The following is a 16,421-nucleotide window of genomic DNA, read 5'->3' as shown; positions in this document are numbered from 1 at the left end:
TTTTGTCATACATTAAATGTTTTCTATTGTAAAAAAAGAGAATAACAATAGTAACCGATTATTTCAGGAAGGGGTATGTTTTATGGAAAATGTGGTTGTCACTTTTTTTGACGAGGAGAGCGAGGCATTTCAGGCGCTGGCAGAATTAAAGCAAAAGCAATACCAAAGTAACGACTTCGCATTATCACAGGTGGTTATTTTAAAAAAGGAGAACGAGCAAATCGTCTTGAAAGATGGGTTTGATACAGGCGTTCACTCAAGAGACGATACCTTAATCGGCGGCTTGATCGGTTCACTTGTGGGGGTTTTAGGCGGACCATTGGGTGTACTGCTCGGTTTTGGTGCGGGGGCCGCCATCGGGGCGATAGTAGATATAAATGACCTTGAAGAAGAATCCAGTTTAATTGCGGCCATTTCATCCCGTCTACAAGACAATGATGTTGCGATTGTTTTGGTGATGTCTGACGAATATGATGCCGTCTACGATGATATCATGTCTAAATTTTCCTCTCAAACCCGCCGCTATGAAGCTAGCATGATTAGAGAAGAGGTTGAACACGCACGCGAAATAGAAATGGAGTTACAAAAGCAAGCACGGGAAAAATTACGGGAAGAGCGCTCTGCGGAACGCAAAGCAAAAGTGAAGTCATATAGAGACCGCATTCGCGCAGAAGTGGAGGATCTCAAAAGAAAATTCAAGTCTGTCTGATAAGCTAAAAAAAGAGCGCCGCTGACAATCTGATGACAGCGGCTCTTTCCGGCGTACATAAATAGATGGCGAACCACTATTTTTGTGGCTAGTATTTGATTGGAAATAGCAGTCCGCACATCCCTTAAGGAACTGCCGGATTCATTTCTTTTACCATCTGGACAAACATTGCAAGGAAACGCCTGTCCCCTGTCAACTCAGGATGAAAAGCACTCACAAGGATGCTTCCTTGCTTTGCGGCCACCGGATATCCGTCATAAGTGGCAAGCACTTCCACCCCTTCACCTGCCGTCTCGATGTAAGGAGCGCGAATAAACACAGCCGTCAAAGGTTTACCCAGCCCTTTGACATCAAGCTCCGTTTCAAAGCTTTCTACTTGGCGGCCGAAAGCGTTCCGTTTCACTTTGATATCCATTAATTGAAGATGGGCTTCATCGGAATCGGCGATTTCTTTTGCAACAAGCACCAATCCGGCGCAAGTGCCCAAAATCGGCTTGGAAAAATGTTTAAGTGGCTGAAGAAAACCATATTGATCAATGAGTCTTCTCATTGTTGTACTTTCTCCGCCAGGCAAAATGAGCCCATCTATTTCCTGAAGCTGCTCCGGTTTCTTCACGATGATTCCGTTTAATCCCAAAGCGTTTACTTGTTTCAAATGTTCTATTACCGCACCTTGCAATCCCAGCACGCCAATTGTTGTCATCGTTCGACCTCCCTTCATGTAAAAAATATTCAAGCGGCAGCACTTCTACCAGCCGCGCTCTTGCATTCTCTCTTCAAGACTGAGCTTATTAATATCGATCCCTTTCATCGCTGCGCCCAATTCTTTGGAAAGCTTGCCGATTAGATCATAATCCGTATAGTATGTCGTTGCTTGTACAATGGCACTTGCGAATTTTTCAGGGTTTTCGGATTTAAAGACGCCTGATCCGACAAATACACCGTCCGCGCCAAGTTCCATCATCAGCGCCGCATCTGCGGGAGTGGCAACACCGCCTGCCGCAAAATTAACAACCGGCAACCTGCCCTCTTCTTTGATTTGCTTAAGGATTTCATACGGTGCTCCAAGATTTTTCGCTTCTGTCATCAGCTCATCATCGTTCATTCTGGCAACTTTACGTACTTGCGCATTGACTTTGCGTATATGGCGAACAGCTTCCACGATGTTGCCCGTTCCAGGCTCCCCTTTTGTCCGCAGCATGGCGGCCCCTTCCCCGATCCGGCGGGCGGCTTCTCCCAAATCCCTGCATCCGCATACGAATGGTACGGTATAATCACTTTTTAAAAGATGAAATTCTTCATCCGCAGGTGTCAGTACTTCACTTTCGTCAATATAATCTACGCCCATCGCTTCTAACACTCTTGCTTCCACAATGTGGCCGATCCGGCATTTTGCCATAACCGGAATGGATACGGCGTTCATCACTTCTTCAACGATTCTCGGGTCAGCAATTCTGGCCACGCCTCCTGCTGCGCGGATATCAGATGGCACTCTTTCCAACGCCATAACAGCCACTGCGCCGGAAGCCTCCGCGACTTTCGCTTGCTCCGCATTAACTACGTCCATAATGACGCCGCCTTTTTGCATTTGCGCCATTCCTCTTTTAACCGTCTCAGTTCCCAGTTGTTTTCCCATGTTCCCCACTCCTTCAAGTTGTGATTTGTTTCATTTCCCATTATTATAGAAAGTAAGTGGCTCTGTTAAAAGTGTCAGTTTTCATAAAAATAACAGGGTCAGATAAGGAGGAGTTAAAAAAATGGATATGTTATCTTGCAATTTAAACCGATCTATAGACGTACCTTTATACGAACAACTCTATTTATATATTAAAAAAGAAATTACCGAAGGCCGCCTGGAGTATGGCTCCAAGTTGCCGTCTAAGCGAAAGCTCGCGGACTTTTTAAAAATCAGCCAAAATACAGTGGAAGCTGCCTACGATCAACTAATGGCAGAAGGCTATGTCGAAGGAATTCCGCGAAAAGGCTATTTTGTGCTTGCCTATGAAGATTTGGAGTATGTACAAACAGCCGCCGCCACCTCATATGTGCCGACAGATGAAAAAGAAAACATGAAATATCATTTCCTTCCCAGCAGGATCGATACGAAACACTTCCCGTTTGCCAAATGGCGGAAATACGCCAAAGACACAATTGACGAACAGCACCACGCACTCCTTTTATTAGGCGACAAGCAAGGTGAATTTGAGCTTCGCCGGGAGATTGCCCATTACTTATATCATGCGAGAGGAGTGCAATGCTCTCCCGAACAAATTGTGGTTGGTGCCGGCAGTGATTTTCTTTTACAACAACTTATTTTATTGTTTCCTAAAAAAACGGTGTATGGAGTGGAAGACCCGGGCTACCATGTCATCTCTCATATTTTAAAAAGCCATCAAAACGAAGTGTATCCTCTCGAGGTCGATGACGAAGGGGTCAAAGTGGATACGCTTGACCAAACCGGGATTAACGTTGTTTATGTAACGCCCTCCCATCACTTCCCATATGGATCTGTCCTTTCTGTCAACCGGCGGATCAAGCTGTTAAATTGGGCGGCGGGTCATGCAAACCGCTACATTATAGAGGACGACTATGACAGTGAGTTCCGCTATAGCGGAAAATCGATCCCCTCCCTGCAAAGCATGGACCATAGTGAAAAAGTCATTTACCTGGGGAGCTTTTCCAAATCACTTATCCCTTCTTTGCGGATCAGCTACATGGTTCTTCCCCAGGAACTATTACAAAGATATAAAGATGCGGACATTTTCTTTTATCACTGTTCGGTCTCTAGGATTGACCAACACATCCTTGCCCAGTTTATGAAAAAAGGAGATTTCGAAAGGCATCTGAACAGAATGAGGAAAATTTACCGCAAAAAATTAGAAAAAACATTGGACATCCTAAAGCCTTATCAGAACAAAGTCGAAGTCATCGGCGAGCACTCTGGCCTTCACATTGTCCTTGTCGTCAAAAATGGCATGAATGAACAAGACCTCGTTCAAAAAGCCGTGAATGCCAAGATGAAAATCCACCCCCTCTCCTCTTATTCACTGGAGAAAAAGGTGGAACATCCGCCAAAAATGATTCTTGGATTTGCCGGAATACCAGAGGATGAATTAGAAGCAGCTATTACATCGTTATTAAAGAGCTGGGGAATTTCATAACAACTGCCGGCTTTCTATTATGGAATTTTATCCCACTAAAAAGTAATATAAAAAGAAAAGGGGGGAATATGAGCATTTTGAATGAACAAGCGAACAAATTAATTCAAAAAGAATTGGGCCGGGCAAAGAACGCCAGTATGGGTCTTGGTGTCATCACAAAAGAACAGAAGTGGGTAAGCGGGCACTTGTATGACGAGAATAGGAACACCGACATCGGTGATTGTATTTTCGAAATGGGCTCCACAACCAAAACATTTACAAGTCTATTATTTGCAAAATTAGTCCTGGAAGGAACCATCTCCCTGGATGAACCTGTTACAACGTTTAAGCCGGAATATAAAAATGCACTTTCTTATAACGGAAAAGAAGTAACATTCCGGCATTTATCCACACACACTTCCGGCCTTCCAAGGGAAGATATGAAAAAAATCCGCCAAAGAATGAAAGAAAATAAACAAGATAAAGACAATCCGTATAAACACTTTACCCATGATGACATACATCAGTTTTTCCTGGATTATGACTTAAAAAGAGAAATAGATCAAAAGTGGCGTTATTCCAATATTGGTGTAGGTCTGTTGGGAAACATCCTGGCAGAAATATTGGGGGTAACTTATGAGCAAGCTATCCAATCCCATATTTTGGAGCCATTATGTTTAAAAGACACTTTTATCACAGGTACTGCCGAGCAAAACAGCAGATACGTAAAAGCATATAATCAAAAAAAAGAGCCCATTCGGCCAATGGAACTACCGGCCATAAATGGCGCAGGAGCTTTAAAAAGCAGCCTGCATGACATGCTGCAGTACCTGGAATATCAAATTGGGTTGAAGGAAAGCCCTTTGCAAGAGGCGATGGCATTGACCCATCAAACGCATGGAAAAACCTCCTGGAAAAAAACTAGCATGGGTCTCGGCTGGTTTATTGAACAAGTCAAATGGAGCGAGTTTCCGCTCATACACCATGGAGGAACCACAATGGGATTCCATACATTTTGCGGCTTTATAAAAGAAAAGCAGATTGGAGTCGTCATTTTTTCAACGATTCAACTATCAGCGTGGCGAATCATCAAAATGCTCATAAAGCTCGAAAAAGGAGTAAACGAAGATATCGCGGAGGAAATATTCAAAGCGCACCTTGAGCAAACTTCGTGACTAACTAGCCCAACTCCCCTTGAAAAAGGGATGCCAATTGACAAGAGGCGGCGCGAACTAACCTCAGCGCATGCCTGATCAATAGTTTGAATATAAGGCAGGCAGCTTTTTTCAAGTTAGAAAATTCACTTCAAAATGTTAAGGCTGAAGATATAGGCTTTTGTAATCATTTTTGGAATATTTTTAGAAGTGCACTCAGCCTGTAGAGCAGTAAATGGTTTTTCTCTACAAGCTTTTTTTATTTATTCGTGATATAGAATCCGAAAAAAAAGATGCGCCGGCACTTTTTCTTTTCTGTTCATTACCGAAAAAGCGAAAGATGCCATTATTCGGCCACCATCTACTTTTACCAAATGGTTTTGTGGGGAGGCTTTGAATTGTATCGCAGGTATTAAGTAAAAATACAACTGTTGAAATATTGAAAAGAGCATAAGAAAAGACCTCGAATTAAGAGGACGGTTGCTTTTCACTTTTAGTTGCATTCGTTATCAAGTTGAATACGTGGGTTGTTTTTTTGTAACTCATTTACAAATGCCTGTATATCTTTGGGGGAAATCTGAATCGCTTTATACTTTTCGTAATTGATTTCAATACGATGAACAGAAAGTGAGGGAGCCACAAATGGATTAGTTGTATTCCGAATTGATTGAATTTCTTGTATATCAATAGCCTTTTTTATAAGTCCGTATGATATTTTAAGGGTATCATTTTCGATTTTATATCGAGTATTGAACCAGATTGTTCCCAATAAATAAATCATAATAACCATTACAATCATTCCGAGTATATCAATTTGAACAAAAACGGATTGATAAAAACCCCAAATAAATACAACAATCAAAGCCCAAATTACAATCCCCATCCATATATCTTTTCTTGATGTAAATACCATTTTATCACCTCCATAATTTACATACGAATGATCCCTTGAATGGGCCTAAAAACAACAGTCTTTTAGAAAACAGCCTATTTAAAAAACATGACGAGCGGCTTTTATCACTCGTCATGTTCACACGAAAATCTTCGTTTGGCGAGATGTTATTTATTACCCGGCCTCCCATTTCGCAACTTCCTCCCGGACGCGCGGGGCCACTTCTGTTCCAAGCAGTTCGATCGCTTTCATGACCTCATGATGGGGCATCGTACCAAGCGGTACATGGAGCATAAATCGGGTAATGCCGACTTCTTTACGGAGGTGGATGATTTTCTGTGCCACGGTTTCCGGATCTCCCACATATAGTGCTCCCTCAAAACTCCGCGCCGCATCATAGCTTGAACGATCATAGCGACCCCAGCCGCGTTCACGGCCTATTACATTCATCACATGCTGGGTAGACGGGAAAAATGTATCTGCCGCCTCTTCCGTATCCTCTCCTATAAATCCATGAGAATGAGAGGCGACCGGAAGCTTCGACACATCATGCCCCGCTTTGGCGGCAGCTCTTTTATACAGTTCCACAAGAGGCGCAAACTGCACCGGCCTGCCCCCGATAATCGCAAGTACAAGCGGGAGCCCAAGCGTACCCGCCCGGATAACCGATTGTGTATTGCCCCCGCTCCCAATCCACACCGGTAACGGGTCTTGGACAGGTCGTGGATAGATACCAAGATGATCAATGGCCGCCCGATGCTTCCCTTTCCAAGTTACCTTCTCGGATTTGCACAACTCCAGCAGCAATTCAAGCTTCTCTTCAAACAACTCTTCATAGTCATTCAAATCATAGCCGAACAGTGGAAAAGACTCGATAAATGAGCCCCTCCCCGCCATAATTTCAGCCCGGCCGTTTGATATGCCATCAAGCGTGGCGAAATCTTGAAAAACCCGTACCGGATCATCTGAAGAAAGCACCGTGACCGCGCTTGTCAGACGAATCCTTTTTGTTCGGGAAGCGGCAGCCGCAAGCACAACTGCGGGCGCAGAGGCGGCAAAATCCTTTCGATGATGTTCACCAACTCCAAACACATCTAATCCAACCTGATCGGCAAGTACAATCTCTTCGACAACCTCGCGAATCCGCTGAGCATGACTGATCACTTCACCTGTTTGAACATCCGGCGTTGTTTCAACAAACGTGGTCACTCCGATTTCCACTAGTATCCCTCCAATTTTTTAAAGACCGCTTATTTAGTTACTAAAAGTAATAAACTAATCTTGTGATATTAATTTATAAAAATCAAGCATTTTACCTAGTGGCGACCTTCAAAAAGTATTCCTGACGGTTTTTTTTGATGTATCCTTTTACATCATTGCTATGCCTTTGCCAATCTTTCTGATCACAGGTCGCTGGAACTGACCCATCTTATTATTTTAATAAATTTAAACTATGGAAATTATATAAAATAAGCATTATCATATATTTCAAGCATAACATCATCTTAAAAAGAGTCTCTCCCTTCCCTTCAAAGATATTGTTGCACTAATCTGGATGGGAACCACATTAAAATCAAGTGAACGATCTTTATTGGAGGTCATTAACTGATGAAAACCGTACTGATTATAGTCAACATTATGACAGGGCTGTTTGTTGGCATCTCAAGTATTTTAGGATTTTTAATGAGCGGAATAGCGGAAACACCGGAACCTACAAACAACTATTTTTACTTAATACTATTGTTAACTTGGATAATTGGCTTGGTTTTACAATTTAAGCCAAAAACGAGAATCATTGGTTTCATCATCTCGTTTATACCAGTAGCCTATTATATGTATCTCTATATTATGGCTGCTGTTTAAACCGGCAGGTTAGCCATATAAAGAAAAGAAGTAACTGCTCCATTCATTAAGTTTTGTGATATGCACTCGTTAAAAGCTAGTTTTTTCCTCTGTGCAAAATTTAATTTTCATCCTGAAAAGCTTCCAACAATTACATTTTCCAATGATGACAAGTAAAGCAAGAGTCTATATAATCAAATCAACGCTCGTAAATTTGATAGGGTTTGAAACAAAAGTTTGACTCCAACCAATAACCAATTTCGATGAATGGTACTAGCAAATTTACACAAGGCCAATGTCGTGCACTCTACGAGTATTACGGAAAAACGTTCATTGCCTACAAGCGTGAAAGCCTCCTCGACCCATCCCGCAACGAATGTCTCAGGATTTTTTCATCGTACACGACTGATTATATGCAACATGATTGCCCATCCTCATGGAAAAAAATCGCAATTTGGAAAGAAATTATTTTATATTATCTTTCTGCAATCTGTAAAAAAGAAATAGATTGATCACTCCTAGTTTGTTAGTTGGCTCGATAAAGCGAAATATGCCAAAGAAAGCCTGTTTCGAGTTGAAATCTTGTGAGTCTCTGTTAAACTCCTTTTTAATTCAATATCCCCGATTCTTTCACCATGAATGGAACACAACAAAAGATATAATAAAAACCTTCATAAAACGTTTATTAGCTTTTTTCAAATGATAGATGTTCAGAACACGCAGTCATTAAAGACCAGTGAACATACCATAGAAAGAATCGCCGCCACAAAAATCGGACACAGCTTTCTTTTACATAGCTGTATCGGAAAAAGAAGGAATGAAACAGCTTGGACGTGGTGTTATACGGGCGGCATATATCCAAAAAGAGAATAAAATGATTTTACGAAGATTGGCTGAGCTTTCTATGAAAACATGCTTGTGAAGATGATTCAGGAAGACCAAAAGTCCATCTTTGGAATCTTAGGAGAACATGAAGTTTCAATACGTACATTAAAAAGAAGGAGTCTGTGACACAAATAGCAAAGGCCGAACAATTCATTTATAATTGTTCGGTTTAATTGTGTTAAAAAAATCCCTATCATCGCTACGTCAACATATTTCGCTTTCCGCGGGCACGGCTTCAGCTTCCTCGGAAAGCAAAGGTCGCTTTCCTGCGGGATCTTCAGCTCGAGCTATTCCCGCAGGAGTCTACATATGTTGACTACGCTAAAAGCTTGCGTATTATACACTGGAACAATTTATCCCGCATGTAAGGTGCCGTAAGACTCCCACTTCAAAATCTTAAGTGAATACAAAAGGTCTAAGTGGGAGAAAACGGCACCTAAATGCCCGATTGGTTCAACTAACATTCAGTAGGAGATGGAAGAAAACGCCTACTGAATGAAGTTTCACTTTATCCCGCAACGTATTTACTTATGTCCCAGCCCTACTCTTTCTTTTACCAAAACATCTTTGTTTTTGGCTTCACTCACCCGTAAATGCTTTAAGAGTCTCATTTCTCACAAAAGCCTTTTAAATCTTTTTGATAAACTCCGATTTTAGTTTCATGGCGCCGATGCCGTCAATTTTACAGTCTATATCATGATCCCCTTCAACGAGGCGAATATTCTTTACCTTTGTCCCCATTTTTACGACTGACGAACTTCCTTTTATTTTTAAATCTTTAATGACTGTAACGGTATCACCATTGTGTAATACATTGCCGTTGGCGTCTTTGACTACTTGCTCTTCTTCCATATTGTCTGCTTTCATTTCCGGATGCCATTCATGGGCACATTCCGGGCAAACAAGAAATCCTCTATCCTCATACGTGTATTCAGAATTACAATTTGGGCAATTGGGCAAATTGGTCATCTTCTCATTCCTCATTTCGCTATTTAACATTTTCAAAAAAATATAGTTAATTGTTTCCTATATGCCTATACTGTCACAGTCTTCCTGTAATGACAAGCTCCCCCTTACGAAATACCCGTTTGGAGAGCAATATAAAAAGTGACGCCCTTTTTTCCAAACTTGCGAGCGAACTCGGCTGTATAAAAGCCAATCCAGCCATAACAGTCAGATCATTCAGTAAATCCCCATCTCGCTTTTCTCTAAAGCTGTAATGAAAGGCATTAGAAAGCACCTCCCATCGTTTGATCGTTTCTCACGATGGAGGGTGCCATTCACAAAGGTGCTTATTTGATCTTAAGTAGTACAAACATATCTGCAAAAAACTGATTGTCATAATGACTCACAGAAGTAATGAGCAAATCCATTCTTACTTTGTCGTTCTCACGGGTAACAGTTGCTTTCTTTACAGACAGCATTTTGGTGCCTCCCCCGTAACTTTCTTCATCCTCAAGGATTTCAGCAAACACTTCTTTTGTATGAACCTTTATCAGTTCGGCGTTCTGTTCATCGACCAAACGGAGGATGATATCATCGCTTTCCAATTCTTGCTTCAATATATAATGTACGTTATTGATTTCAACTGGAACTTGCTGTACTTCTTTACTATTAACCGTCAGTTGAACCATTCGATCGTAAGGTTCTATATTCACGACAGGGCTTTCCTGCCAGTCCAGATCGGCATATTGTGATTTACCGCCCCCGTCTATTCCATCGTATACTGCTTGAAAACCGAAGGTTTTCTGAAAGTGATCATCGTAAAGAATGTTATCCGGCAGCCAATCAATTTTTTTCAGATAATCCATGCTGTCCAAATAACTGACCGTTCTCGTAATCGTTTTTTTATCTTTCTCGGATATGGATGAGTTCGGTACAATTTTGCCCTCTTCCAACATGCCGTTCTCAGTCAGAGTATCTTTCAGGACATTTATCTGGTTGGTTCGGCTGACTGTAAACGCATCTATGGGAGGAATGATCGATATAGCGGAAAAAACGATCAAAACAGCCGCAATCCAGCCATTTTTTCGAACAGGGAAAAAGCTGAATATAATGCCTGAAATGAATGCGAAAATCCCAAACATAATGACATAATAGCGTCCATGAGTCACTCCTGCTTCCGATATTTTTAAGATCGAAGCAATCGTTTGAAACAGTACGATCGGAATGAGTACCTTCGGAAAAATTCTCCTGAATATCATTGCGGATTGATTGTCCAGGCTGCTGGCCAGAATACACACGAAAATAACGGTAATCGTATAGGAAACAAGCATCGGTTCAAGCAGGTTATTCGTCCAAAAATCCCCGCGAATATTTAAAAGGACATAAACAAATAAAATAATGGTGTACACCGCAGTCAGCGGAATAATGACGTAAGAAATCAAAATACCCAGCGTTTTTGGAACCGAAATGGCCCTTTCCATTTTTTCAAGTTGATCTGTTGATAGATTCGTATCCTTTTTCCCTGGATAAGGGGGCGTAAAGGACAAAAAGAAGATCGGTGCAAACAAAGAAAAAATGATGTTTAAGGCGTGAGAGTAGACTTTATAATGTATGGAAAAAAGAAGCTGATCGATCGCAAAAATGATGGTGCTGACGCCTCCAGCGAGAACGGCTGAAAAAAGCGCCGTGATAAAAAATGCTTTAAAAGCGGACATAAAGCTTTCATTAAAGGTTACCTTGCTTTTAATAGCGGGAACCCAAATAAAAGCCATGAGCAGTGCAAACATGGCAACAGCCGTTTTTATGCTAATTTCGATATTAAATGCGGATGCCGATGGAATCATAAAGTAATAACCAGCAGTTAAAAGGATCGCGCCGCCCATCAGCATAAAGCGTTCACTTGCCTTTGTGCAAAAACGCTCATACACGTGCTGGCCAACAACACTCAGCATGGCTCCGACCACAAACGTAAAAAGATACTTTGAAAAATCTTCCTTTTCATTTTGTATGGAAATCACGTTCACTGTTGCAACAGCCACAAGAAAAAGCATCGTTAACGGGTAGCGGTCAACAGCCTTCACGACTCCAATCAACTTATTTTTTAAGCGTTCAATCACGAATCACATCACCTTTCTTCGTTTGTCCAAACGCGATATTACCTTGCCGATTGCCTTTTTAAAAACAATTGCCTCCCTCTCCATTGTATAATAGTTTTTTAAAAGTATGAAATTGGTAAAAAACATCTGTCAAAAACCATTCGACAACCTCTTTCAGCTTCAACGCGATTTTTTCAATTCGATCATCAAAAAATGACTAATACCCAAGCAAATGCCTCCTTACGGTAGCGATTCAAGATAATCGGCACCTGATTCATTGCTGGTTCGATCTCATTACCGATCAAGGAAGAAGCTTGCGGAGCACTGCAAACAAAAAAAGTACCTGTCACCTGTTTTCCCGGATTCTATAGGCACAAAACAAAATAAAAAAGCTTGGAGAGAATCTGCTTTCTCTACAAGCTAAAACCCGTTCACAAAGTTCATTCTCCAACAGCAAAGCGTTATTTATATAATTCCTTGGACCCTTAACAAGCGTATATCGCACTTTCCATTCAATTATTTTATTTTTCGGAATCATTGCATAACCTCCCGAGTTATGTCTAAGAAGATTATTCCATGGATGACCTTTGATTCCTATGTGTGTTTTATTTTACGCTTACAAATCAGGCGAAGGAAAACAAGCCGTTTTCCTCCGCCTGATTTATTTTAGGGGCTTTTTGGACAGCCCCTCTCTACTCGATTCACATAAAATTTTTCAAGCTTTTGATAACGAAGAGGATCATCCTGCTCAATATGCACTTCCCACACTATTATTTTATGAACTTATAATTTTAAAACATCTCTTACAATAAATTTCATTAGCATGTTTTTTTAAAATCTTATCTAAGACACCTACTGGCATCTTCTTAGTCTCTGGGAGAGTTAAATGAACGACTAATTCCTCGTTTGGTTGGATTTCTCTTTTACAATTATCACATTCTAAATTTTTTCTTTTAAACATCTTTATAACCATCCTTTCTAATTAGCCCCTAAATGAACTTGGACAATAAGGGTAAAAAATAATATACTGCTTAATGTACCAAGGAGGCTAACAACATGACACGAAACAAACACTCCAAGGAGTTTAAATTACAAGTCATCAAAGAGGCCCAGGAGACAGGCAATAACAGCCTTGTTGCCCGCCGTTATGAACTGAATTCCAACATGGTATGCCGTTGGGTGCGGGAATATAAAGACGGAAAATATGGTGATGTTGATGTCGCTGTTTTACCAGATTTTGACCCGAAAGAAGTATCCAAGGAAAATGAAAAGCTTAAAACATTGCTTGGTGAAAAAGACCTTGAAATCGCGATTTTACGCGACATTATAAAAAAGAAAAACCCTCACTTGCTGAAAAAATTGAAGTAGCCGACCACTGGATTCAAAAAGGCTATTCTATTTCTAAGGTGCTAAAGGTCATAGGGATCGCTCGTTCCACCTATTATTACCAAAAGAACTACCGTGTGGAAGAGAAAAAAGTGAGTGAGGGACGTCCAGCACCAGGTTATTCCTTCACAGAAGACGGACGAAAAGTATCAGACGAACAAATCAAAGAATTCCTTCTGGAGGAAATTGCAGGCGATGGCTTCAACTATGGCTACCGCAAACTGACTAAGAGGCTTCGCCGCGAATATAGCCTTGTCATCAACAAGAAGAAAGTCTACCGGTTGTGCAAAGAGCTGGGTATCCTGCGTCCACAACGCAAAAAGAAGACCCAACACCCTAGGAAACTGGCACGAAACCGTACGATAACAGACTCAAACCAACTATGGGAAGCGGATATCAAATACGGCTACATCGAAGGGGAAGACCGGTTTTTCTTCGTCATGTCCATTATCGATGTATATGACCGTGGAATTGTCGCCTATCATAACGGATTAAGCTGTACAGCTAAAGATGCCGTCCAGGCACTTCAACAAGCATTGTTAAGACGCCAACAATTCAACGCAGCGATCAAACCAGTGATCCGAACAGACAATGGGCCACAGTTTGTTTCCCATACTTTTGAGGAATTTTGCGAAAAATACCATATGGAACATGAAAGAATTCCGCCAAGAACGCCGAATATGAATGCCCATATTGAATCTTTTCATCGAATTTTTGAAGATGATTGCCTCTCAAGGTGGCAGTTTGAAACCTATGCGCAAGCCTATGAAGCTGTCACGGATTTTATGGTCTTCTACAACGAAAGACGGATGCATTCAAGTATTTTGGACCTATCACCTCAGGAGTTTTACGAACAAAATAAGCATCATAAATTGGAAATCAAAGAGGTTCGCGTGTGATCGATTTGAGGGAGTCAGGGCCGATAGGAATCCTAGTCAGGCTACGAAAGGAGCCACAGCGCAGCTGCTTGCCATTTACCGCAGCGCCCGATTCTTAGTAGGCGGTGGAAGGGGTCGGGGCCCCGCCAACGAATACTTAGAATCGACTTGTCCGTGTTACCATCTGTTGCAGGCGAGCCTCTAGGCTTTTATTTTCGCTAACCTGCATGGATACCGCTACACGGACAAAAGCAAGGTCAATGGTGGCGGACAAGAAGCACAGAATCCAAAATCAAGAAATAGAGAGCTATTTTAAGAAAAAGATAGATTAAGAGTAACCATGTCCAAAATACGGGGGTTAATCCGCTTTCACTCTCGCTCAAGGCACAAAATTGCATGAAATATAGTTGTGCGGAGCACTTTTTTATTATTGTAGATGTATAGGGATGCACAGGAGTGGGCCATTCCGATAGCGGAAAAGCATGTTTATATGTGTAGATTGCCTTTTCAAGCACAAACAAGTGTGACTTCGAGGACGTAGACTTCTCTTTGTATAACATGAGTGGAATTGATGTCCACAAAACCTTTGTTGTTGCCTGTATTGCTTCAACTAATAAAAAATGTCACAACTTACAAACACCGTCGCTTTTCAACTTTTACAAAAAGATTGGTGGAGCTGTCGCAGTGGCTTTGTAAGAACAATTGTAAAGATGTTTGTATGGAATCTACCGGGAAATATTGGATTCCCGTGTTTAATATACTAGAAGATTCCTGCAACATCACACTGGCACATCCAAAATACGTCAAAGCCATTCGTGGCAAGAAGACCGACAAAAAAGATGATAAATAGATTGCGGATTTATTAAAACATGATCTTGTTGCTGAAAGCTTTATGCTTCCGCTAGCTATTCAACAGCTTTGTGATTTGATGGGCTATCGCTTTAACTGATTCATTTTACATCCAGTGAAAAAAACCGATTTCAAAACAGCTTAACGGTTTCTAATCTTCAGCTTGGAAGTGTTGTTTCTGATACGTTTGGAAAAAGTTCCATAAATATCATTGACAAACTATTAGAAGACCCGACAGACACCCGATTTTGATATTAAATCACTTATTCATGGTTCCATGGATCATAAAATTCCAGAACTAAAACTTGCCAATAATGGTCTTATAACACCCGAACAATTTGGAAAACTAACGGTTATTAAACAGCATGTAGAAAACCTTCTGCACGAAAAGCTGACCTTGAAAAACAGATATTTTCTCTTGCAGAGCCCTACATGGATGAAATTAACTTGATCTTAACTGCTCCGTCTTTTAAGAACATCTTCTCTGCCATTGCCGTGATTTCTGAGATAGGTGTTTGTATGGACGTGTTTCCGACAGCTAAGCATCTCTATTCTTGAGCAGGGCTAACACCTACAAATAACGAAAGTGCCGGCAAGAAAAAAGTCAGTAAGGGTTTCCAGAGCGGTGGTCTATATCAAACCCCTTTTGGTACAGTGTACTGCCGCTGTAGTCAAAAGCGAAAAGCATCCGGAAATAAGGAATCGCTACGCATGAATCAAAAACGCCGCGGTCACAAACGTACCATTATCGCCATTGCACGAATGTTGTTAACTGCAATTTATCACATGTTGAAGAAAAAAGAACCTTATAATCCAGAGTTATACAAAAAATCAGATGCTCTCCCTGTAAGCCGTGAGATCACGGTCGAACAAGCAATTGCACTCGTGATATCTCAAGGTTTTCTCATTGCTATGCCAGAAACTAAAGCAACTTAGATACATTCGCTATTGGTTTATAATTTTTTTGAAAAGTCATCTTGGATGGATTATTTGGCATGCGGCTTTAATTTTAGAAGTAATTATGGGAGTATTTCAGACTTTCCTCCTTCATTCCCGCTTTACAATCTATCATACATTATCCTTATACTACCATTACCCTCTGTAAATTATTCAATTCATTTCTTCTAGGATAAGTCAGTATAAAGGAGATAGAATCCAATGTATAAAAGTCAACAATGATATGTACAATTATGATATGTACAATTATGATAAGAGGCAATGGCTACAGCCCCCCCCCTAATAATTGACTATATACAGATTACCTTCACGTAGATCAAACCATTCGTCACCCATGAACATACCATTACTGGCCATTACTTTCTTTATTCTCTTTCACAAGGTGGTTTTTCAGGCGGTAGGAACTCCTGCTATGCTCACCACTGTGGGATGATGATGGACCAGTCCAAAATGATGGTATTGACTATTTTAGTATCCTGAATACCTCTCCCATAACATGAAGCTTACGTTTGTATTTATAATTAACAAAAAATAATACTGAATGACTTTTGTTATTTTGTTATTCAGTATCTCAAATAGCATCAAAGCCCGTTTCTCGCGTGCCGACGATGGATGATGCTCCATCGTTCAAACTTCTCTCCCGAATAAATGATTACAACAAGAATGGAAATACTACTTTCTACAGACG

The 16,421-nt window shown here is 41.0% G+C and carries 13 protein-coding genes; 7 read left to right on the top strand and 6 right to left on the bottom strand.

Annotated features, from left to right (window positions below; genetic code table 11):
• The first annotated feature begins 82 nt into the window (after positions 1-82).
• On the top strand, positions 83-709 hold the full coding sequence (locus NST31_RS11810) for a DUF1269 domain-containing protein (RefSeq protein WP_339160767.1): 627 nt from the start codon (positions 83-85) through the stop codon (positions 707-709).
• Positions 710-833: 124 nt separating this feature from the next.
• Here NST31_RS11810 and pdxT read toward each other — a convergent pair whose 3' ends face one another.
• Positions 834-1,412 carry a pyridoxal 5'-phosphate synthase glutaminase subunit PdxT gene (gene pdxT, locus NST31_RS11805; RefSeq protein ID WP_339160765.1) on the bottom strand — a complete coding sequence of 193 codons (579 nt, stop codon included), beginning with the start codon at positions 1,410-1,412 and terminating at the stop codon, positions 834-836.
• Between the two features lie 45 nt (positions 1,413-1,457).
• Entirely contained in the window at positions 1,458-2,345 is an 888-nt protein-coding gene (pdxS, locus tag NST31_RS11800; protein WP_339160762.1) for a pyridoxal 5'-phosphate synthase lyase subunit PdxS, read from the bottom strand.
• 121 nt (positions 2,346-2,466) lie between these two features.
• Here pdxS and NST31_RS11795 point away from each other — a divergent pair, with 121 nt between their 5' ends.
• A complete protein-coding gene (locus NST31_RS11795) occupies positions 2,467-3,870 on the top strand; it encodes a PLP-dependent aminotransferase family protein (protein WP_339160760.1) in 1,404 nt (467 codons plus the stop codon).
• Between the two features lie 68 nt (positions 3,871-3,938).
• A complete protein-coding gene (locus NST31_RS11790) occupies positions 3,939-5,024 on the top strand; it encodes a serine hydrolase domain-containing protein (RefSeq protein ID WP_077112558.1) in 1,086 nt (361 codons plus the stop codon).
• 472 nt (positions 5,025-5,496) lie between these two features.
• Here NST31_RS11790 and NST31_RS11785 read toward each other — a convergent pair whose 3' ends face one another.
• Together NST31_RS11785 and NST31_RS11780 are read right to left on the bottom strand one after the other, a co-directional pair.
• Positions 5,497-5,916, bottom strand: coding sequence for a PH domain-containing protein (locus NST31_RS11785; RefSeq protein WP_339160758.1), 420 nt, complete (start codon positions 5,914-5,916; stop codon positions 5,497-5,499).
• Between the two features lie 153 nt (positions 5,917-6,069).
• Positions 6,070-7,116, bottom strand: a complete 1,047-nt coding sequence (locus NST31_RS11780; protein ID WP_077112569.1) for an LLM class flavin-dependent oxidoreductase — start codon at positions 7,114-7,116, stop codon at positions 6,070-6,072.
• Positions 7,117-7,503: 387 nt separating this feature from the next.
• Between NST31_RS11780 and NST31_RS11775 the strand changes: the two genes are divergently transcribed.
• Complete coding sequence (locus NST31_RS11775; protein ID WP_077112571.1) at positions 7,504-7,758, top strand: hypothetical protein; 255 nt, start codon at positions 7,504-7,506, stop codon at positions 7,756-7,758.
• Positions 7,759-9,249: 1,491 nt separating this feature from the next.
• Here the strand turns inward: NST31_RS11775 and NST31_RS11770 are convergent.
• Positions 9,250-9,591: a zinc ribbon domain-containing protein YjdM gene (locus NST31_RS11770; RefSeq protein ID WP_339160756.1), complete on the bottom strand. Its 342-nt coding sequence runs from the start codon at positions 9,589-9,591 to the stop codon at positions 9,250-9,252.
• A 323-nt stretch (positions 9,592-9,914) separates the two neighbouring features.
• Positions 9,915-11,684 carry a DUF4153 domain-containing protein gene (locus NST31_RS11765; protein WP_077112575.1) on the bottom strand — a complete coding sequence of 590 codons (1,770 nt, stop codon included), beginning with the start codon at positions 11,682-11,684 and terminating at the stop codon, positions 9,915-9,917.
• A 1,035-nt stretch (positions 11,685-12,719) separates the two neighbouring features.
• On the opposite strand from NST31_RS11765, the gene NST31_RS11760 reads away from it, so the two are divergent.
• From NST31_RS11760 to NST31_RS11750, 3 genes are all read left to right on the top strand, one after another.
• A protein-coding gene (locus tag NST31_RS11760) for an IS3 family transposase (RefSeq protein WP_212951973.1) occupies positions 12,720-13,948 on the top strand; the annotation gives its coding sequence in 2 pieces (ribosomal slippage) (positions 12,720-13,008 and positions 13,008-13,948; 1,230 coding nt in all).
• A 550-nt stretch (positions 13,949-14,498) separates the two neighbouring features.
• Positions 14,499-14,777 carry a transposase gene (locus tag NST31_RS11755; RefSeq protein WP_339160752.1) on the top strand — a complete coding sequence of 93 codons (279 nt, stop codon included), beginning with the start codon at positions 14,499-14,501 and terminating at the stop codon, positions 14,775-14,777.
• A 710-nt stretch (positions 14,778-15,487) separates the two neighbouring features.
• Positions 15,488-15,712 carry a hypothetical protein gene (locus NST31_RS11750; protein ID WP_339160749.1) on the top strand — a complete coding sequence of 75 codons (225 nt, stop codon included), beginning with the start codon at positions 15,488-15,490 and terminating at the stop codon, positions 15,710-15,712.
• Positions 15,713-16,421 lie beyond the last annotated feature (709 nt).

The organism is Siminovitchia sp. FSL W7-1587, from assembly GCF_037963795.1.
Classification (GTDB): domain Bacteria; phylum Bacillota; class Bacilli; order Bacillales; family Bacillaceae_C; genus Siminovitchia; species Siminovitchia thermophila.
This window is presented reverse-complemented; position numbering and strand designations above follow the sequence as displayed.

What these genes read in the sequence shown, in the direction of transcription:
- NST31_RS11810 (WP_339160767.1), top strand. Translation starts at nt 83, where the DNA reads ATGGAAAATGTGGTTGTCACTTTTTTTGACGAGGAGAGCGAGGCATTT.
- pdxT (WP_339160765.1), bottom strand. Translation starts at nt 1,412, where the DNA reads ATGACAACAATTGGCGTGCTGGGATTGCAAGGTGCGGTAATAGAACAT.
- pdxS (WP_339160762.1), bottom strand. Translation starts at nt 2,345, where the DNA reads ATGGGAAAACAACTGGGAACTGAGACGGTTAAAAGAGGAATGGCGCAA.
- NST31_RS11795 (WP_339160760.1), top strand. Translation starts at nt 2,467, where the DNA reads ATGGATATGTTATCTTGCAATTTAAACCGATCTATAGACGTACCTTTA.
- NST31_RS11790 (WP_077112558.1), top strand. Translation starts at nt 3,939, where the DNA reads ATGAGCATTTTGAATGAACAAGCGAACAAATTAATTCAAAAAGAATTG.
- NST31_RS11785 (WP_339160758.1), bottom strand. Translation starts at nt 5,916, where the DNA reads ATGGTATTTACATCAAGAAAAGATATATGGATGGGGATTGTAATTTGG.
- NST31_RS11775 (WP_077112571.1), top strand. Translation starts at nt 7,504, where the DNA reads ATGAAAACCGTACTGATTATAGTCAACATTATGACAGGGCTGTTTGTT.
- NST31_RS11770 (WP_339160756.1), bottom strand. Translation starts at nt 9,591, where the DNA reads ATGACCAATTTGCCCAATTGCCCAAATTGTAATTCTGAATACACGTAT.
- NST31_RS11755 (WP_339160752.1), top strand. Translation starts at nt 14,499, where the DNA reads ATGTCCACAAAACCTTTGTTGTTGCCTGTATTGCTTCAACTAATAAAA.
- NST31_RS11750 (WP_339160749.1), top strand. Translation starts at nt 15,488, where the DNA reads ATGAATCAAAAACGCCGCGGTCACAAACGTACCATTATCGCCATTGCA.